Origin of the sequence: Gordonia phosphorivorans, assembly GCF_042432625.1 — a bacterium.
Lineage (GTDB): Bacteria > Actinomycetota > Actinomycetes > Mycobacteriales > Mycobacteriaceae > Gordonia > Gordonia phosphorivorans.
In genome coordinates this window covers 1-18,091 of sequence record NZ_JBHLWV010000026.1, presented here as the reverse complement: position 1 = coordinate 18,091, position 18,091 = coordinate 1, and the positions used below count along the sequence as shown (strand labels likewise).

The following is an 18,091-nucleotide window of genomic DNA, read 5'->3' as shown; positions in this document are numbered from 1 at the left end:
GATGACATCCACCACCACCGACACCGCGGAACTGCGCGAGATCGCCGAGGCCGGCGCTCAGCTGCTGGGCCCCGATGCCTCCGCCGAAGAGTTGCTGGCCTGGACCGCCGAGACCTTCGGCAACGACTTCATCATCGCGGCCAACATGCAGGATGCGGTGCTCGTCGACGTCGCCAGCAAGGCGATCGACCCGGGCGCCGTCCACGGCGAAAAGCTCAAGGTGCTGTTCCTGGACACCGGCTACCACTTCGTCGAGACCCTGGGCACCCGCGACGCGGTCGTCGACATCTACGACCTCGACCTGGTGAACGTCGAGCCCGAACAGACTCCCGCCCAACAGGATTCGGCCCTCGGCAAGGACCTGTTCGCCACCGACCCGGCGGAGTGCTGCCGCCTGCGCAAGGTGGTGCCGCTGGCCTCGGCACTGACCCCGTACCGGGCCTGGGTCACCGGCGTCCGCCGAGTGGAGGCGCCCACCCGGGCCAACGCCCCCCTCATCTCGTTCGACGAGGGTTTCGGCCTGGTCAAGATCAATCCGCTCGCCGCCTGGAGCGACGAGCAGTTCCAGAACTACATCGACGCCCACGGAGTGCTGGTCAATCCGCTGGTCGACGACGGTTACCCGTCGATCGGGTGCGCCCCTTGCACCGTCAAACCAGCCGCCGGAGCCGATCCGCGCAGCGGCCGTTGGGCCGGCAGCGCCAAGACAGAATGCGGGTTGCACGCCTCATGAGCATCATCAACGAATCCCAGGTCCTCCATCCCCTGGCCGACACCGCCGCCGACCTCGTCGACGGTGACGACTTCACCACTCTCGACGCGCTCGAGTCCGAAGCCATCCACATCTTCCGCGAGGTGGCCGGCGAGTTCGAGCGCCCGGTGATCCTGTTCTCGGGCGGCAAGGACTCCACGGTGCTGCTGCACCTGGCGCTGAAGGCCTTCTGGCCGGCACCGCTGCCCTTCGCCCTCCTGCACGTGGACACCGGGCACAACCTGCCCGAGATCATCGAGTTCCGCGACGAGATCGTCGAACGCCACAACCTGCGGCTACACGTGGCCAAGGTGGAGGACTACCTGGCCGACGGCCGCCTCGCCGAACGCCCGGACGGCATCCGCAATCCGCTGCAGACCATCCCGCTGCTCGACGGCATCGCCGAGAACCGCTTCGACGCGGTGTTCGGCGGCGCGCGTCGCGACGAGGAGCGGGCCCGCGCCAAGGAGCGGATCTTCTCCCTGCGCAACGCTTTCGGCCAGTGGGATCCCAAGCGGCAGCGCCCGGAACTATGGAACCTGTACAACGGCAGGCACGCCCCCGGCGAGCACGTGCGCGTCTTCCCGCTCAGTAACTGGACCGAGCTGGACATCTGGCGGTACATCGCCCGCGAGCAGGTGCTGCTGGCGCCGCTGTACTACGCGCACGAGCGCGAGGTGTACAACCGCGACGGCATGTGGATGACGTCCGGCTCGTGGGGCGGCCCCGGCGAGGACGACGTCGTCGAGACCCGCACGGTGCGCTACCGCACCGTCGGCGACGGATCGACCACCGGCGCGGTGCTGTCCGAGGCCCGTGACAACGAGGCCGTGCTGGCCGAGGTCGCCGCCTCCCGTCTCACCGAACGTGGTGCCACCCGCGGCGACGACCGCGTCTCCGAGGCCGCCATGGAAGACCGCAAGCGCGAAGGATACTTCTGATGAGCACACCCACCCTCGACTCCCCGACCGTGCGCGCCGGCGCCGATCTGCTGCGCATCGCGACCGCGGGCAGCGTCGACGACGGCAAGTCCACCCTCGTGGGACGACTGTTGTTCGACACCAAGTCGGTGCTCGCCGACCAGATCGACGCGGTGACCAAGGCCTCGGTGGACCGCGGCATGGACACCCCCGACCTGTCGCTGCTGGTCGACGGCCTGCGCGCCGAGCGCGAGCAGGGCATCACCATCGACGTGGCGTACCGCTACTTCGCGACGCCGGCGCGCAGCTTCGTGCTGGCCGACACCCCCGGCCACGTGCAGTACACCCGCAACACCGTCTCCGGCGCCTCCACCGCGCAGCTGGTGATCCTGCTGGTGGACGCCCGTAACGGCCTCGTCGCCCAGACCCGGCGGCATGCCGCGGTGATGGCGCTGCTCGGGGTGCCCCGACTGGTGCTGGCGGTCAACAAGATCGACCTGGTCGACGACCCGGGCGCGGTGTTCGCCGAGGTCACCGAGCAATTCGGCGAGGTCACCCGCTCCCTCGGCTACGCCGACGACGCGGTGCTGGCCATCCCGGTGTCGGCCCTGCACGGGGACAACATCGCCCGCCGCAGCGAAAACACCCCGTACTACAGCGGCCCGACGCTGATCGAGCACCTGGAATCGGTGTCGAATCAGCCGGACCGTCGTGCGGTGGGGCTGCGCTTTCCGGTGCAGTACGTGATCCGCCCGCGCACCGCCGAGTACCCCGACTACCGCGGCTACGCCGGCCAGATCGCCGCCGGCCGGGTGGCGGTCGGCGACGAGATCGTGGTGCAGCCGTCCGGGCAGCGCTCGCGCGTGGTGAGCATCGACACCCCCGACGGCGCGCTCGCTACCGCGCACACCGGACGCAGCGTGACGCTGCTGCTGGCCGACGACATCGACGTCTCCCGCGGGGATCTGATCGCCGCGGTCGCCGATGCCCCGGAACCGAGCCAGCAGTTCACCGCCACGGTCTGCTGGTTGGGTGACAAGCCGCTGCGGGCCGGTGCTCGCCTGCTGCTCAAGCACGGCACCAAGACCACGCCGGTGATCGTCGGCGGCCTCGAGACGCTGTTCGATGAGCAGAACCTGGCCCTGGTCGAGGCGCCGGAGTCGGTGGAGCTCAACCAGATCGGCCGGATCTCGTTGACCACGGCCGAGCCGATCGCCGCCGACGACTACCGGGTGAACCGCGAGACCGGCAGCTTCCTGCTGATCGATCCGGCGGGCGGCAACACCCTGGGCGCCGGCCTCGTCGGCGACGTCCTGACGAGCCTGAACCTGCGCTGATGTGGACCTCGACCGCCGCGCGCATCCTCCTGGTGGCGCACGGCAGCCGGGACCCGCGCTTCGCGGCGACGGCCCGGCGGGTGGCCGCGGCCACCCGCCGGGCCCTGCCGGGCACCCGCGTCGATCTCGCCTATCTCGACCTCGACGAGCCGCTGGTCCAGGACGTCCTCGCCGATCTGTCCGGTGAGGTCACCGTGATCCCGTTGCTCTTCGGCGACGGCTACCACTCCAAGGTGGATCTGCCCGCGCTGCTGGCCCGGGCCGCGCAGCGCACACCGGATCTGCGGGTCGTGCAGACCCCGGTCCTCGGGCGGTACTCGCCGGTGCCCGCGCTGGTGGATCGGCTCACCGAGGCCGGGCTGCGAGCCGGCGACGGCGTGCTCATGTACGCCGTCGGCTCGTCCGACGCGGGTTCGGATGCGTCCATCGTCGAACGCGGCCGGGAACTGTCCGGCGTGCTGGGCGTGCCGGTGGCGACGGTCTTCGCCACCCGCCTCGGACCCGACGGCGCCGCGGTCCGCACGGCCGTCGACGCGCTGGCCGCTCGGGGCGCCGAACGCGTGGCCGCCTCCCCGCTGTTCCTGTCCGCGGGGCTGCTCACCGAGCGCGTCGAACGCAGGCTGGACCAGATCGCCCCCGGGTCACTGGTCGCCGGACCGCTGGCCGATCATCCGGCCCTGATCAACGCGATCACGCGCCTGGCCGGCGCGGCGGTCCGACGGCCCGCGCATCAGCCCTGAATGCGGGTGCGGGTGTCGCCCCAGGCCTCGTCGCGCAGCTCGTTCTTCCGGATCTTGCCGGTCGAGGTCTTCGGCAGTTCGTCGAGGAACTCCACCTCGCGCGGTGCCTTGTAGGACGCGATCTTACTCTTGACGTGGGCGATCACGTCGGCCTCGGTGGCGGCTGAACCGGCGGCCAGCACCACGTAGGCCTTCGGGCGCTCGCCCCACTTGTCGTCGGGCACCCCGATCACCGCGACGTCGAGCACGTCCGGGTGGCTGACCACCGCCTGCTCCACCTCGATGGTGGAGATGTTCTCGCCGCCGGAGATCACCACGTCCTTGGCGCGGTCGAGCAGCTGGACGTAGCCGTCCGGGTGCATCACGCCGAGGTCGCCGGAATGGAACCAGCCGCCGGCGAAGGCCTCGTCGGTGCGCTCGGTGTCGGCGTAGTAGCCCTTCATCACCACGTTGCCGCGCATGACGATCTCCCCCATCTCCACGCCGTCGGCGGCCACGTCGACCAGTTCGCCGCCGCGCAGGTCGGGGTGGACCACGCGCAGCCGGTCGGCGGTCAGCATGCCGACGCCCTGGCGGGCCATGCGCACCGAGAGCTCCTCCGCGGACAGGGAGGCCCAGCTGGGATCGGGTTCGCAGACCGCGTACGGGCCGTAGGTCTCGGTGAGGCCGTAGACGTGGATGATCTCGATGCCGAGGTAGTGGATGGCCTTGATGATGGTCGGGCTGGGCGGGGCGCCGGCGGTGGCGATCGCCATCGGGGTGTCCATCGGGTGCGCCTCGGGGGCGGTCGCCAGGGTGCTCAGCACGGTCGGGGCGCCGGACATCTGGTTGATGTTCTCGGTGTCGATCAGGCGCCACATGTCGTCGCCGCGCACCGCGCGCAGGCACACGTGCGTCGCGGCCGCCGCGGTCAGCGCCCACGGTCCGCACCAGCCGTTGCAGTGGAACATCGGCAGCGTCCACAGGTAGTTGGTGTCGATGGAGAACTTCTGGGTCACCACGTTGCCGAGCGAGGCCAGGTAGGCGCCGCGGTGGGTGTACATCACGCCCTTGGGCTGGCCGGTGGTGCCGGAGGTGTAGTTGATCGAGATGATCGTGTCCTCGTCGTCGACGTCCCACTCGAACCGGTCGTCGGCGTCGCCGCGCGCCACCAGTTCGTCGTAGCGGACCGCCACCCCCTCGTACTCGCCGTCCTGGCTCGGGGTCTCCACGATCTCGCGGACCGTCTCGAAGCTCACCTCGCGCAGGCCGTCGAGCAGCGGGCCGTCACCGATGAGCAGCACCGACTGGGAGTGGTCGCAGATGTAGCGGACCTCCTCGGGCGCGAGCCGGGTGTTCACCGCGACGAGCACGCCGCCGATCAGCGGCACCGCGAAGTGCGCGGCGAGCAGTTCCAGCGAGTTCGTCGCCAGGTAGGTGACGCGGTCGCCGGGGGCCACGCCGGAGGCGCGGAGCGCGCTCGCGAGCCGGGTGACGTCCGCCGACAGTTCGCCGTAGGTGAGGCGGCGGCCGCCGTCGATCACGGCGAGTTTGTTCGGGTGCACTCGTGCGGCCCGATCCAGGAAATGCAGCGGCGTGAGCGGGGTGTTGAGTCCGGTGCGGGCGGGCTGAGTCATCGACGTGATTCTCTCTGTGATCGAGGCGAGAAGGTATCCCTCATCACAGTAGTCGTGGCACTAGGTGCCACCTAATTTCTCGTTGAATCTGAGACCAACGGTGGGCCCGCTGCGACGGGCGGTGGTTCAGTCCGCGGCCAGATGCGGCACCGCGGTGGCCCGGGCGTACACCGTCTGCCCGGCCGACAGCTCCATGGCGTTCTGGTCGCCACGGGTGATCTGCGCGATGAACTCCTCGCCGGTGTTGGCCGCAATCAACTCGATCCGCGTCTCGAACCCGAGATTCACCACCCGCTTGACCGTCGCGCGCACCACGCCGGTGTCCAGCGTGACGTCGGTCGGCGGATAGGTCATCTCCGGGGTGCGGGCGATACGGATGTCGTGCGGACGCACCAGCTGGCCGTTGAGCCGCGACACCGAGCCGAGGAAGGAGGCGACGAAGACGTTGTCGGGCCGGTCGTACAGGTCGTCGGGGGTGCCCACCTGTTCGATGCGCCCCTTGTTCAGCACCGCGATCCGGTCGCTGACGTCCAGGGCCTCCTGCTGATCGTGGGTCACCAGGACGGTAGTCACGTGCACCTCCTCGTGCAGCTGACGCAGCCAGCGCCGCAGATCGTCACGCACCTTGGCGTCGAGGGCGCCGAACGGCTCGTCGAGCAGCAGCACCTGCGGATCGACGGCCAGGGCGCGCGCCAGGGCCATGCGCTGGCGCTGACCGCCGGACAGTTGCGCCGGGTAGCGCCGCTGCACGAACCCCAGCCCCACGATCTCCAGCAGGTCGTCGACCTTCTTGTCCACCTCGGCCTTCGGGCGTTTGCGGATCTTGAGCCCGAACGCGATGTTCTCGCGCACCGTCATGTGCTTGAACGCGGCGTAGTGCTGGAAGACGAAACCGATGTCGCGCTGCTGGGGCGAGGCCTTGGACACGTCCCGCCCGTTGATCTCGATGACCCCCGAGTCCAAGCTGTCCAGCCCGGCGATGGCCCGCAGCAGGGTCGACTTGCCCGACCCGGACGGCCCGAGCAGCGAGGTGAGCGATCCGGCCGGGATGTCGATGGACACGTCGTCGAGCGCGGCGAAGTCCCCGTAGTGCTTGTTGGCGCCTCGAACTGAGATGGACACGGCTACCTTTCCTCGCCCGCGGGGCGGTTGTCGTCGGTGTGGTCGGCGGTCTGGTCGATGGTGGCCTCCACGAGCGCTTCCGGCGCCGCCAGCTCGCCGGCATCCACCACGCGCCCCCGGGACCGTCGTTCGATCAGCGTCATGATCACCAGCGCGGCGATCGCGACCATCATCAGCAGGGTCGCCGCCGCGTACGCGCCGTACTCGTTGTAGTCATCGGTGTACCGCGAATGGACCAGCAGCGTCAGCGTTTGCGACACCCCCGGCATGTTCGACGACACCATCGTGACCGCGCCGTACTCGCCGAGGGAGCGGGCGATGGTGAGCACCACGCCGTAGGTCAGGCCCCACCGGATGGCCGGGAGGGTGATGCGCCAGAACGTCTGCCAGGCGTTGGCGCCCAGGGTCGCGGCGGCCTCCTCCTGCTCGGTGCCGATCTCGTGCAGCACCGGCTCCACCTCGCGCACCACGAACGGCAGGGTCACGAACAGCGTCGCCAGCACCATGCCGGGCACCCCGAAGATCACCCGGAAGCCCAGCGACTCGATGCCGCCGAACCAGCCCTGGCTGCCCCAGAGGGCGATCAGGGCGACGCCGGCGACCACCGGCGAGACCGCGAACGGCAGGTCCACCACGGCCTGCATCAGGCCCTTCCCGCGGAACCGTCCGCGGGCCAGGGCCAACGCGGTCAGCACACCGAAGACCACGTTCAACGGCACCACGATCGCCACGATGATCAGCGACAGCTGGAGCGCGGAGATGGCCGCGGGGGTGGTGATCCACTCCCAGAACTGTCCGAGGCCCGGTTCGAAGGACCGCCAGAAGATCAGGCCCACCGGAATCACCAGCAGGATGGTCAAGTACACCAGTGCGACGGTGCGCAGCCCGTACTTGGTCCAGCGCGAGACGATCATGCCGTGGCCTCCTCGCGGCGTTGCTGGGTGCGCCCGGCCACCCGAAGCAGCAGCAGCACCGCGAAGGCGATGGCCAGCAGCACCACCGAGACGGCCGCGGCCGCGACGGGCTGGTCCACCTCGATCTGCTGCTGGATGTACTGCGAGGCCACCTGGGTCTTGTCCGGAATGTTGCCGCCGATCAGCACCACCGAGCCGAACTCCCCGATCGCTCGGGTGAAGGCCAGACCCATGCCGGTCAGGATCGACGGCGCCAGGGCCGGCAGCACGATGCGCCGGAAGATGACGCCGTTGCGCGCGCCGAGCACCGCCGCGGCCTCCTCCACGTCGCGATCGACCTCCAACAGCACCGGCTGCACCTGACGCACCACGAACGGCAGCGTCACGAAGGTCAGGGCCACCACCACGCCGGGCTGGGTGGCCGCCAGATGCACGTCGATCGGACTGTTCGGCCCGTACAGCGACAGCAGCACCAGCGACGCCACGATCGTCGGCAACGCGAAGGGCAGGTCGATGATCGCGTTGACGAACCCCTTGCCCCAGAAATCGTCGCGCACCAGGACCCAGGCGATGACGGTGCCGAAGACCACGTTGATCAGGGCCACCACCACCGACATCAGGACGGTGATGCGCAGCGTGTCCAGCGAGCCCTGCGCCGTGACCGCATCCCAGAAGCCGGACCAGCCGTCGTCGAAGGCGTTGGAGCCGATCGCGATCAGCGGCAACAGCACGATCACCGTCAGCCACAGTCCGGCGACGCCGAGGGTGAGCGGGTTGTCCGCCCGCCAGCGCCGGCCGCCGCGGGGCGGGGCATGGTCGACGGCGGTCATCGGCGGGACTCCTCGTCGTAGATCTTGCTGATCGCTCCGGACGAACCGAACAGGGTCTTGTCGATCACGGGCCACCCGCCGAGGTCGTCGACGGTCCACAACCGGTCGATCCGACCGGGGAACAGCCCGGTGGTCTCGGCGCTCACCGTCGGGTCGACGGGCCGGAAACCGGCCTGCGCCCACAGGCGTTGCGCGTCCGGGGTGAACAGGAAGTCGACGAAGGCCCGGGCCGCCGCCCGGTCGTGGGAGGTGTTCACCACGGCCACCGGGTTCTCGATCTTGAAGGTCTGCGGCGGGATCACGTACTCCACGCGTTGCCCGGCGTCGGCGGTCTCGTTGTGCCGGGTCAGCATGATCGCCTCGTTCTCGTAGCTGATCAGCACGTCGCCCTGGCCCTGCTCGAAGGCCGTGGTGGCCTCGCGCCCGGACTTGGGCAGCACGCGCACGTGCTCGCCGACGAGCGTGCGCACGTAGTCGAGCCCGGCGGCCGGATTCCGTCCGCCCTCGCTGGCCACCGCGTAGGGCGCCAGCAGATTCCACTTGGCCGCACCCGAGCTGCCCGGGTTCGGGGTCACCACCGAGACGCCGGGGCGCAACAGATCCGACCAGTCGTGGATGTTCTTGGGGTTGCCCTCGCGCACCACCAGCGCCACCACCGACCCGAAGGGCACCGAGTCGTTGGGCGCCTGCTGCGCCCAGTCCTCGTCCACCACACCGGCCTTGACCAGGCGGGTGATGTCCGGGGCGATGGAGAAGTTCACCACGTCCGCGGGCAGCCCGCGGGCCACCTTGCGGGACTGGTCGCCGGAGGCGCCGTAGGACTGCGAGAAGCCGATGCCCGCACCCTCGGCGGTCGCGCGGAAGGCGGGGATCACGAGGTCGTAGCCGGTCTTGGGGACCGCGTACGCGACCAGGTTCACGTGCCGATCCCCGGAGGAGATGTCGATTCCGCCGGGAGTGTCGGTGGAGCCACCGCCGCACGCGGTCAGCACCCAGGCCAGCGTCGCCGCGAGCACGAGGGCGCCCGCCTGCCGAATACGCTTACGCAAACCGATTGAGTGCACCTGGAAAAGCTAGCAATCCGTCCGGGGCCGCTCAACGAACGACGACCGGCCGCGCCGCGGCGCTGTGCGCGGCGTCGGCGCTGTGCTAGGTCAGGTCAGGAGCCAGGCGATCAACACGAGCACCATCAGCCCGGCAAGCGCCCAGGTGACCTTCGAACGAAACATGCGTCAGACCCCTACTCCGTGATCGTCGCCCACATCGCGCCGATCGAACTGCGAAAACACCCAGACCACCAGCAGATTCACCAACCAGGCGAGGCCGGTCGCCAGCGGAATCAGCACCACGAGGGTGACGAGCAGCTGCGGTACGAACGACAGTCCGGTCAACCATTCCTCGACGCCGTCCCACCACGAGAGAAACCCGCTCACCGCCACCTCCTCGACACCCGCACACTTAATCCCACGCTGACTTAAACCAGGCTACTCGGTCGCCGCGGCAAGCCCGCGTCGGCGCAGCAGCGGATCGATCGTCGCGGGCCTCCCGAGCATCGCCGCGTGGGCCGCCACCGGGTCGGCGCTGTCCCCGCGAGAGAGCACCGCATCGGCAAAGGCCCGACCCAGAACCCGTTGCAGCCCACCGCCTTTGAGGAACCACTGTTCGGTCTCGGCGTCGAGGATCTCCGACCAGATGTAGCTGTAGTAGGCCGAGGAGTACCCGCCGCCGAAAATGTGATTGAAATAGCTGCTGCGGTAGCGCGGCGGGATCAGGTCCGACGCCAGGCCCGCGTCGGCGAGCGCCCGGGCCTCGAAGGCCAGGACGTCGTCGGGCAGGTCGTCGACGGACAGCCGATGCCAGGCCAGGTCGAGCGCGGCCGCAGCCAGATACTCGACGGTCGAATGGGCCGACTCCACGTCGCCGGCGGCCCGCACCGCCTCGAGCAGCGCCGCCGGGGCCGGCTCGCCGGTCTCGGCGTGGCGGGCGTAGCGCGTCACCACATCCGGGTGCAGCGCCCACATCTCGTTGACCTGCGACGGGAACTCGACGAAGTCGCGCGGGACGGACGTGCCCGACTGGGACACGAACTCCACCGCCGAGAGCAGACCGTGGACGGCGTGGCCGAATTCGTGGAACGCGGTGACCAGCTGGTCCAGCGACAGCAGGCAGCCTCGCCCCGGCTCGGGCTTGGTCAGGTTCAGGACGTTGACCACGATCGGCCGGGTGCCGAGCTGACCGGACTGGTCGACGACGGTGTTCATCCATGCGCCGCCGCGCTTGGACGCGCGGGCGTAGAAGTCGCCGAGGAACAGGCCGATGCCGTTCCCGTCGGCGTCGAAGACCTCCCAGATCCGCACGTCGGGGTGATAGCCGTGCAGATCGGGGCGCTCGGTGAACGAGAGCCCGTACAGTTCCCCGGCGGCGGCGAAGACGCCGTCGTGCAGCACGGCGTCGAGCTCGCAGTACTGCTCGAACTCGTCGATTCCCCCGGCCTCCGGGTCGGTGCCGCCCTGCGCGCGCTGCCAGGCGGCCAGCGCGAAGGTCACATCGGCCGGTCCGAGCGGACCGCCGTGGTGCTCACGGAGACGGGCCAGTTCCCGCTCCCCCGCCGCCCTCGCCGCGGCCCCCAGCTCGCGGAGCAGATCGGCGACGGCCGCCGGATCCGGCGCCGTCTCCTCGGCGATCACGAACTCGGCGTGGTTGGCGTAGCCGAGCAGCTGCGCGCGGCGCGCACGCAGCTCGACGATCTCCAGAATCATTGCGCGCGTGTCGTTCTCGTTGCCCCGTGCGCAGCGGTCGACGGAGGCCTGGAACACCCGGTCGCGCACCTGCGGCGACGTCAGTTTGGCCACCGACGACTGGCTGGTGGGCAGTTCCAGCGCGACCAGGTACCCGTCGAGACCCTTCTCGGCGGCGGCGCGGCGAGCGGCCGCGATCTCACCGGTCGAGAGCCCCGCGGTCTGCGCCTCGTCCGGCAGGTGCACGGCCGAGGCGTTCGTGTCGTCGAGCAGCTTCTGGGAGAACTCGGTGGTCAGGGTGGCCAGGCGCGCGGCGATGCGGCGCATCTCGGCCTGGCCCGCGTCGTCGAGTCCGGCACCGGCGCGCACCGCGTCGCGGTACTTCCGCTCGGTCAGCCTGCGTTGCGGCTCGCTGAGCCCGAGTGCCTCGCTCCGCCGGTAGACGTCGGCGATGCGCGCGAACAGCGCCGGGTTCATCGCGATCGCGTTCCGATGCTCGGTCAGGCGCACGGCCAATTCCTGCGCGATCTGCGACCGCTGCGGATTGCTGTCCGCCCCTTCGAGATTGAAGAAGATCCCGTTGGCGCGGGCCAACGGCCGGCCCGACGCCTCCAGCGCACCGATCGTGTTGGCGAACGTCGGCGGCTCCGGGTTCTCGGCGATCGCGGCGACCTCCGCCAGGTGCGCAGGCAGGGCCAGGTCGTAGGCGGGCAGGAAGTCGTCGTCGGAGATCCGCGCGAAATCCGGCAGGTCGTACGGGAGTCCGGAGTCGGCGAGCACCGGCGAGGCGGCGAATTCACTCATACGCCCCACTCTGCCATGTGCCGCGGCGAGCACCCCGGCGGCTACTTGCCCTTCGGCTTGTCGCCCGCCTCGGTGCTCAGCGCCGCCACGAAGGCCTCCTGCGGGACGTCGACGCGGCCGATCGTCTTCATCCGCTTCTTGCCTTCCTTCTGCTTCTCCAGCAGCTTGCGCTTACGGCTGATGTCGCCGCCGTAGCACTTGGCGAGCACGTCCTTGCGGATGGCGCGGATGTTTTCGCGGGCGATGATCCGGGCGCCGATCGCGGCCTGGATAGGCACCTCGAACTGCTGACGCGGGATCAGGTCCTTGAGCTTGAGCGCCATCTTGTTGCCGTAGGCGTAGGCGGCGTCCTTGTGCACGATCGCGCTGAAGGCGTCCACGGCCTCACCCTGCAGCAGGATGTCGACCTTGACCAGATCGGCTTCCTGCTCGCCGGCCTCCTCGTAGTCGAGGCTGGCGTAGCCGCGGGTGCGCGACTTCAACGCGTCGAAGAAGTCGAAGATGATCTCCGCCATCGGCAGGGTGTAGCGCAGTTCCACCCGGGTCTCGGACAGGTAGTCCATGCCGCCGAGTTCACCGCGTCGCGACTGGCACAGCTCCATGATGGCGCCGATGAACTCGCTCGGCGCGATCACGGTGGTCTTGACCACCGGCTCGAAGATGCTGCGGGTCTTGCCTTCCGGCCAGTCCGACGGGTTGGTGACGATGCGCTCGGAACCGTCGTCGAGCACCACGCGGTACACCACGTTCGGCGCCGTCGAGATCAGGTCGAGCCCGAATTCGCGCTCGAGCCGCTCACGGGTGATCTCCATGTGCAGCAGACCGAGGAAGCCACAGCGGAAGCCGAAGCCGAGCGCCACCGACGTCTCCGGCTCGTAGGTCAGGGCCGCGTCGTTGAGCTGCAGCTTCTCCAGCGCCTCGCGCAGCACCGGGTAGTCCGAGCCGTCCAGCGGGTACAGGCCCGAATAGACCATCGGCCGCGGTTCGCGGTAGCCGGTGAGGGGTTCGGGCGCGCCGTTGCGCGCGGTGGTGACGGTGTCACCGACCTTCGACTGGCGCACGTCCTTCACGCCGGTGATCAGGTAACCCACCTCGCCGACGCCCAGACCCGCGGAGGCCTTCGACTCCGGGGAGACGATGCCCACCTCGAGCAGCTCGTGCGTGGTCCCGGTGGACATCATCTGGATCTTCTCGCGCGGCAGGATCTTGCCGTCGACCACGCGGACGTAGGTCACCACGCCGCGGTAGGTGTCGTAGACCGAGTCGAAGATCATGGCGCGGGCGGGCCCGTCCGCGTCGCCGACCGGTGCCGGAATCTGCCGGATGGCCGCGTCGATGAGTTCGGGCACGCCGACACCGGTCTTGCCGGACACGCGCAGCACGTCCTCGGGCTCGCAGCCGACGATGTGCGCGATCTCGGCGGCGTAGCGGTCCGGATCGGCGGCGGGCAGATCGATCTTGTTGAGGACCGGGATGATGGTGAGGTCGTTCTCCATCGCCAGGTACAGGTTCGCCAGGGTCTGAGCCTCGATGCCCTGCGCGGCGTCGACCAGCAGGATGGCCCCTTCGCAGGCCTCCAGCGCACGCGAGACCTCGTAGGTGAAGTCGACGTGGCCGGGGGTGTCGATGAGGTGGATGACGTAGTCGGTCTTGGTGCCGTCGTCCTCGGTGATGGTCCACGGCAGGCGCACGTTCTGCGCCTTGATGGTGATACCGCGCTCCCGCTCGATATCCATCTTGTCCAGGTACTGGGCCCGCATGTCGCGGTCGGCGACGACGCCAGTCAGCTGCAGCATGCGGTCGGCCAGCGTCGACTTGCCGTGGTCGATGTGAGCGATGATGCAGAAGTTTCGGATCCGCGAAGGATCGGTGAACGTCTGGTCGGCGAACGTGGAAATGGCGACTGCTCCTTGGGGCGAAGGTTGCTTCCAGTCTCTCACGAACCGAGCCGACGCCCGACCAGCGGCGTCGTTAGGGTGAACGCCATGAGCGTGGGATCGGAATCGGTCGTGATCGAGGACGGGGTGGCGGCCGCCCTGGTGTGCCCGGAGAATCCCCGTGGCCTGCTGGTCCTGGCGCACGGCGCCGGCAGCGACCGGAACTCGACGTTGCTGCGCGCACTGTCGGACGCCCTGGCGGCCCGCTCGTGGGCCGTCGCGCGGATCGACCTGCCCTACCGCCAGCAGCGCCCCAAGGGGCCGCCGTCGCCGTCGCGAGCCGCCGCCGACCGTGCCGGCATCCGCGCGGCCGTCGCCGCGCTGCGGCCGTCGGTGCCGGTGGGCCCGCTGATCGTCGGCGGCCAGTCGTACGGGGGCAGGCAGGCCTCCATGCTGGTGGCCGAGGATCCGTCGGTGGCCGACGGCCTGCTGCTGACGTCGTACCCGCTGCATCCGCCGGGCAAGCCGGAGAAGGCGCGGACGCAGCACCTGCCGGACATCACCACGCCGACCCTGATCATTCACGGCCGCAGCGATGCCTTCGCCACGTCCGCCGAGATCACCGCCGCGGCAGAGCTTTTCGCGGGCCCGGTGCGCATCGTCGAGGTGGAGCGCGCCGATCACGGACTCAAACCCGAGCGCAGCGGAGTGGGCGACCTGACCGCCGAGGCCGTCGACGAGTTCTTCGGGAACCCCACCGGGGAGGCCGCCGAATGAGCGACCGACGACGCGGCCCGCTGGCCGATCGACCGACCGGGGAGTTGGCCCGCGAGATCGTCTACGCACCCGATCTCGACGGTGCCGCCGACCCCGGCGAGATCGTCTGGACGTGGGTGCCGTTCGAGGAAGACCCGACCCAGGGCAAGGATCGTCCGGTGCTGGTGGTCGGGCGGCAGGGTGACGATCTGCTGGGCCTGATGCTCTCGTCGAAGGACTACCACCGCGACGACGACGATTGGGTGTCCCTCGGCGCCGGCGCGTGGGACGCCGACCGCCGGGAGAGTTTCGTCCGACTGGACCGGGTGCTGGTGGTGGCCGAGCACGGCATCCGACGCGAGGGCGCGATCTGCGCGGCCGACCAGTTCGGCGTCGTCGCCGACGAACTCCGCTCCCGCTACCGCTGGCGCTGACCCGTCGGGTCGGCGCCGATCAGCGCGGCAGGCGATCGCGCAGACCCACCGCCCGACGCTTGACCCGCCGCGCGACGTCGCGCGCCCGCGTCTTCAACGCTGGCCGCGGCTCCGGGTTCGGCATGGTCTTGACCCAGTAGGCCAGGGCATCCAGGCCCGCTTCCAACGCCTCTTCGGCAGTGGGCGGCGGCGCCTCGTCGCCGTCGACACTCAGGTCCACGCGCAGATCGTCGAGCGTCCCGGTGATCGCGTAGCCGGACCGTTCGAGCGTGGCGATCATGTCGTCGGACTGCTCGGCCGCCCAGACCCGCTGCTCCGCGGTGAGTCCGAGAGGCTTGCCCGCGCTGGTCGCCCGCAGGGCCTCACCGATGAAACGCCGCTTGACGATGCCTTCGTAGCGCCACCAGTCGATGTCGGCTGGCTGGATCCGGCTGTTGAGCCGGCGCAGGAACTCCGTCTGCGGTGCCGACAACGACGTGTTGTCGCGTTCCCCGACCTTCGGCAGCATCGCCGGGTCCACGCCGAGCACCGACAGGAAGCGCTCCCACAGGCCGTCGCCTGGCCGCGCGGTCCCGGCTGCGGGCACGGTGACGATGTGAATGCGCTCCGGCGGGAGCACCTTGGCCCACTTCTCCACCACCGCCACGTAGTCCTGGTACTCCCAGAACGGCTCCTCGGCGAAGCCGTCGGCCACCGGGTCGGCGTGCCGGTAGCGCGCCACCGAGGCCAGGAAGTCGTCGAACGACGCCGGGCGCTGATTCTTGACGTTCTCCTGCCACACCGACGGCAACTGCCGCGCCAGATCCCGCACTGTGAGGATCACGTGCACCTCGTCGGCGAACGACAGGTCGTCCATCAGCTTCGCGATGTGCTGGTCCTTGGCATTGGCGTACAGCTCGTGCGAGACCACCGACGTGCCCGGCCACGCCTTCATCTGGGCGACCATCGTCGGCCAGGCACCCGCCCGCTCCGGGGTGGCCCACGCCAGGTAACGCTCGGGCTGCAGGTGGGCCGCGGCGTGGAAGTGGTCCTCCATCGTCACACCCGGGTACAGCAGCCCGGCCTTCTCCAACGCCAGATCCCGGTTCACCCACAGGCGATCTTGCAAGTGCGTGGTCCCGGTTTTGGGCAGTCCGACATGGACGTAGACAATCGACATAATGCTGCTCAGCATAGGTCGCGCCGTGGCGAGCGGACCGACGGACCCGCCGCCGAGGCCTCGACCCGTACCGGTGGATTTGGGGCGGGTCTACCCCGCTGGTAATCTAGAACGCTGTTGCAGTGACATCGGATCGCGCGCCCGTCGAGCGGTCCGATCGGGCAGGTCGTTCGGCGATCTTCCAGCACACGTCAAACGAGAAAAACAGCAGTCGCAGGACGCGGCTGACCAAGGATGTAAGGAAATACGCGTGGCAAACATCAAGTCGCAGATCAAGCGGAACAAGACCAACGAGGCTGCCCGTCAGCGCAACCAGTCGGTGCGCAGCGCCCTCCGTACCTCGATCCGCAACTTCCGCGAGACCGTCGCCGGCGGCAACAAGGACGAGGCCGCAGCCATGCTGGCCGCCACCAGCCGCCAGCTCGACAAGGCCGCCAGCAAGGGCATCATCCACAAGAACCAGGCCGCCAACAAGAAGTCGGCCATGTCTGTGGCTGTCAACAAGCTCTGATTCCACCGCGGCCCCGGCCGCACCCCGAGTCGACCGTTTCGGTCCTCATGGCTTCACCGTTCACCCCGACGATATCCACGCGGTCGTCGGGGTGAACGTCGTCTGCACCCTCCGGGCGCCGGGCGCACCCCTGACGACCGGCCGGGCGACTACCGGCCGCGCCGGGGCCGCAGCTGCGCGACCGTGGACACCGCGTGCTCGAGCGCGTAGTCGGCATCGGCCGCCTGCCCCTTGACCGCGCCGTTGAGATCGGCCACGACGAGCACCGCCCGCCCGATGGAGGCGGTGTCCCAGGCCCGCGCCTGGCCCTGCACCTTGCCCACCCGGCCCGGCGGCATGCCGAGCTCGGAGGCGATCGAGAACTTGTCACCCGGCCCGAACGAGCGCACGCGCGCGATGGCGTGCACGGCCTCGGCCAGCGCGTCGGCCAGCAGCACGCGCGCGGTGCCATGGTGCTGGGCCCAGGCCAGCGCCTCGAGGGCACCGGCCAGATCGCCGGTCACCGCCTTGTCGGCCACCTCGAAGCCGGTCACCTCCGGGCGACCCACGTAGTAGGTGCGCACCGCCGCCTCGTCCACCTTGCCTCCGGTGTCGGAGACCAGCTGGTGGCAGGCCGCCGAGAGCTCCCGCAGATCGGAACCGACCAGATCGGTGACCAGCTCCACCACGTCGGCGCTGACGCGCACCCCGAGGGACCGGAACTCCTTGCGGACGAAGTCGACCCGCTCGGACGGCCACTTGGGGGCGGCGCACTCGACCTCGACCGCGCCGGCCTTGCGCAGCTCACCCACCATCGCCTTCTGCCGGCCGCCGCCGGTATGGATCAACATCATCGTGATCCCCTCGGGCAACGATTTGGCGGTCGCCGTGATCAGCCCGGCCGGTTCCTTGCCCGCGTCGGCCGCCGACTCCAGCACCACGATGCGGTCCTCGGCGAACAGCGACGGACTCAGCAGCTCCGCCAGTTCCGGTCCGCTGACCTCACCGGCGCGCACCCGCGTGACCGGGACGTCCTCCCCCGCATCGCGCGACTGCTGCGCCGCGACCTGTTTGATCACCCGACCGGTCAGGAAGTCGTCGTCGCCTAGCAGCAGATACAGCCGATCACTCACGACGCCCATCGTGCCACGAACCCCCGACCGCGCCGCCGCCCAGGACCACTCACTCCACAATGAAAGCGTTGCCCCCAACGGGCCAATCGGCGTCGCCGGACGGCCAAGCGCGGCCTGTCGTGCCCGCCGATCGGCGATACTCAAACCGTGCAAAGCCCCCCAATCGTCCGCCGCGGCCTACTGCAGCCCTGGTTCGCCGGGTACATGCTGGTCGGTCTGGTGGTCAGCGGGATCGTGCCGATCCTGATTCCCCTGTCGATGGATACGCGGGGTGAGTACGCGGTCGGCGCGGTGGTGGCGGCCTTCTACCTCGGTACCCTCGCCGCACCCCTGTTCGGCTCCCTGGCCGACCGCACCGGCACCCAGCGCGCGGTGTTCATCGGGAGCTTCCCGGCGATCGCCGCCGCCACCGCCGCCTTCGGCCTCCTCGACGGGACCGCCGCGCGATTCTGCTGCATGCTGATCGCCGG

At 69.6% G+C, this 18,091-nt stretch carries 17 protein-coding genes and 1 pseudogene; 8 read left to right on the top strand and 10 right to left on the bottom strand.

The window, feature by feature from the left end:
• Position 1: 1 nt before the first annotated feature.
• From ACFFJD_RS14170 to ACFFJD_RS14155, 4 genes are read left to right on the top strand one after another with little or no spacing between them, the layout of a single operon-like run.
• Entirely contained in the window at positions 2 to 733 is a 732-nt protein-coding gene (locus ACFFJD_RS14170; protein ID WP_382365251.1) for a phosphoadenylyl-sulfate reductase, read from the top strand.
• The gene (cysD, locus tag ACFFJD_RS14165) at positions 712 to 1,692 is read left to right on the top strand and encodes a sulfate adenylyltransferase subunit CysD (RefSeq protein ID WP_382365249.1); all 981 of its coding nucleotides are present in this window, start codon (positions 712 to 714) and stop codon (positions 1,690 to 1,692) included. Before ACFFJD_RS14170 ends, cysD begins: the two co-directional genes overlap by 22 nt.
• On the top strand, positions 1,692 to 3,008 hold the full coding sequence (locus ACFFJD_RS14160) for a sulfate adenylyltransferase subunit 1 (protein WP_382365247.1): 1,317 nt from the start codon (positions 1,692 to 1,694) through the stop codon (positions 3,006 to 3,008). The genes cysD and ACFFJD_RS14160 overlap by 1 nt, the downstream gene beginning before the upstream one ends.
• Positions 3,008 to 3,748, top strand: a complete 741-nt coding sequence (locus ACFFJD_RS14155) for a sirohydrochlorin chelatase (protein WP_382365245.1) — start codon at positions 3,008 to 3,010, stop codon at positions 3,746 to 3,748. The genes ACFFJD_RS14160 and ACFFJD_RS14155 overlap by 1 nt, the downstream gene beginning before the upstream one ends.
• Here the strand turns inward: ACFFJD_RS14155 and ACFFJD_RS14150 are convergent.
• From ACFFJD_RS14150 to lepA, 8 genes are all read right to left on the bottom strand, one after another.
• Positions 3,739 to 5,364, bottom strand: a complete 1,626-nt coding sequence (locus tag ACFFJD_RS14150) for an AMP-binding protein (protein WP_382365243.1) — start codon at positions 5,362 to 5,364, stop codon at positions 3,739 to 3,741. The two genes, ACFFJD_RS14155 and ACFFJD_RS14150, sit on opposite strands and share 10 nt — an antisense overlap.
• Positions 5,365 to 5,490: 126 nt before the next feature.
• Complete coding sequence (locus ACFFJD_RS14145) at positions 5,491 to 6,486, bottom strand: sulfate/molybdate ABC transporter ATP-binding protein (RefSeq protein ID WP_382365241.1); 996 nt, start codon at positions 6,484 to 6,486, stop codon at positions 5,491 to 5,493.
• A gap of 2 nt (positions 6,487 to 6,488) precedes the next feature.
• Complete coding sequence (gene cysW / locus ACFFJD_RS14140) at positions 6,489 to 7,400, bottom strand: sulfate ABC transporter permease subunit CysW (protein ID WP_382365239.1); 912 nt, start codon at positions 7,398 to 7,400, stop codon at positions 6,489 to 6,491.
• Positions 7,397 to 8,230: a sulfate ABC transporter permease subunit CysT gene (gene cysT, locus ACFFJD_RS14135; protein ID WP_382365237.1), complete on the bottom strand. Its 834-nt coding sequence runs from the start codon at positions 8,228 to 8,230 to the stop codon at positions 7,397 to 7,399. Before cysT ends, cysW begins: the two co-directional genes overlap by 4 nt.
• Positions 8,227 to 9,267 (bottom strand): sulfate ABC transporter substrate-binding protein, encoded by a 1,041-nt coding sequence (locus ACFFJD_RS14130; protein ID WP_382365343.1) that lies wholly within the window; start codon positions 9,265 to 9,267, stop codon positions 8,227 to 8,229. Before ACFFJD_RS14130 ends, cysT begins: the two co-directional genes overlap by 4 nt.
• A gap of 195 nt (positions 9,268 to 9,462) precedes the next feature.
• The gene (locus tag ACFFJD_RS14125) at positions 9,463 to 9,663 is read right to left on the bottom strand and encodes a hypothetical protein (protein ID WP_382365235.1); all 201 of its coding nucleotides are present in this window, start codon (positions 9,661 to 9,663) and stop codon (positions 9,463 to 9,465) included.
• Between the two features lie 51 nt (positions 9,664 to 9,714).
• Positions 9,715 to 11,772 (bottom strand): M3 family metallopeptidase, encoded by a 2,058-nt coding sequence (locus tag ACFFJD_RS14120; RefSeq protein ID WP_382365233.1) that lies wholly within the window; start codon positions 11,770 to 11,772, stop codon positions 9,715 to 9,717.
• 41 nt (positions 11,773 to 11,813) lie between these two features.
• A complete protein-coding gene (gene lepA, locus ACFFJD_RS14115) occupies positions 11,814 to 13,712 on the bottom strand; it encodes a translation elongation factor 4 (RefSeq protein ID WP_382365231.1) in 1,899 nt (632 codons plus the stop codon).
• Positions 13,713 to 13,757: 45 nt separating this feature from the next.
• On the opposite strand from lepA, the gene ACFFJD_RS14110 reads away from it, so the two are divergent.
• Both ACFFJD_RS14110 and ACFFJD_RS14105 read left to right on the top strand, forming a co-directional pair.
• Positions 13,758 to 14,426, top strand: coding sequence for an alpha/beta hydrolase family protein (locus ACFFJD_RS14110; protein WP_382365229.1), 669 nt, complete (start codon positions 13,758 to 13,760; stop codon positions 14,424 to 14,426).
• Positions 14,423 to 14,839, top strand: coding sequence for a type II toxin-antitoxin system PemK/MazF family toxin (locus tag ACFFJD_RS14105; protein WP_382365227.1), 417 nt, complete (start codon positions 14,423 to 14,425; stop codon positions 14,837 to 14,839). The genes ACFFJD_RS14110 and ACFFJD_RS14105 overlap by 4 nt, the downstream gene beginning before the upstream one ends.
• Positions 14,840 to 14,858: 19 nt before the next feature.
• On the opposite strand, the gene ACFFJD_RS14100 is transcribed toward ACFFJD_RS14105, so the two are convergent.
• A complete protein-coding gene (locus ACFFJD_RS14100; protein WP_382365341.1) occupies positions 14,859 to 15,998 on the bottom strand; it encodes a sulfotransferase family protein in 1,140 nt (379 codons plus the stop codon).
• Between the two features lie 250 nt (positions 15,999 to 16,248).
• Between ACFFJD_RS14100 and rpsT the strand changes: the two genes are divergently transcribed.
• On the top strand, positions 16,249 to 16,509 hold the full coding sequence (gene rpsT / locus ACFFJD_RS14095; protein WP_382365225.1) for a 30S ribosomal protein S20: 261 nt from the start codon (positions 16,249 to 16,251) through the stop codon (positions 16,507 to 16,509).
• A gap of 149 nt (positions 16,510 to 16,658) precedes the next feature.
• Here rpsT and holA read toward each other — a convergent pair whose 3' ends face one another.
• Positions 16,659 to 17,621 carry a DNA polymerase III subunit delta gene (holA, locus tag ACFFJD_RS14090; RefSeq protein ID WP_382365223.1) on the bottom strand — a complete coding sequence of 321 codons (963 nt, stop codon included), beginning with the start codon at positions 17,619 to 17,621 and terminating at the stop codon, positions 16,659 to 16,661.
• 147 nt (positions 17,622 to 17,768) lie between these two features.
• On the opposite strand from holA, the pseudogene ACFFJD_RS14085 reads away from it, so the two are divergent.
• Positions 17,769 to 18,091, top strand: a pseudogene (locus ACFFJD_RS14085) (MFS transporter); the annotation flags it as partial.

What these genes read in the sequence shown, in the direction of transcription:
- ACFFJD_RS14170 (WP_382365251.1), top strand. Translation starts at nt 2, where the DNA reads ATGACATCCACCACCACCGACACCGCGGAACTGCGCGAGATCGCCGAG.
- cysD (WP_382365249.1), top strand. Translation starts at nt 712, where the DNA reads ATGCGGGTTGCACGCCTCATGAGCATCATCAACGAATCCCAGGTCCTC.
- ACFFJD_RS14160 (WP_382365247.1), top strand. Translation starts at nt 1,692, where the DNA reads ATGAGCACACCCACCCTCGACTCCCCGACCGTGCGCGCCGGCGCCGAT.
- ACFFJD_RS14155 (WP_382365245.1), top strand. Translation starts at nt 3,008, where the DNA reads ATGTGGACCTCGACCGCCGCGCGCATCCTCCTGGTGGCGCACGGCAGC.
- ACFFJD_RS14150 (WP_382365243.1), bottom strand. Translation starts at nt 5,364, where the DNA reads ATGACTCAGCCCGCCCGCACCGGACTCAACACCCCGCTCACGCCGCTG.
- cysW (WP_382365239.1), bottom strand. Translation starts at nt 7,400, where the DNA reads ATGATCGTCTCGCGCTGGACCAAGTACGGGCTGCGCACCGTCGCACTG.
- cysT (WP_382365237.1), bottom strand. Translation starts at nt 8,230, where the DNA reads ATGACCGCCGTCGACCATGCCCCGCCCCGCGGCGGCCGGCGCTGGCGG.
- ACFFJD_RS14120 (WP_382365233.1), bottom strand. Translation starts at nt 11,772, where the DNA reads ATGAGTGAATTCGCCGCCTCGCCGGTGCTCGCCGACTCCGGACTCCCG.
- ACFFJD_RS14110 (WP_382365229.1), top strand. Translation starts at nt 13,758, where the DNA reads ATGAGCGTGGGATCGGAATCGGTCGTGATCGAGGACGGGGTGGCGGCC.
- ACFFJD_RS14105 (WP_382365227.1), top strand. Translation starts at nt 14,423, where the DNA reads ATGAGCGACCGACGACGCGGCCCGCTGGCCGATCGACCGACCGGGGAG.
- ACFFJD_RS14100 (WP_382365341.1), bottom strand. Translation starts at nt 15,998, where the DNA reads ATGTCGATTGTCTACGTCCATGTCGGACTGCCCAAAACCGGGACCACG.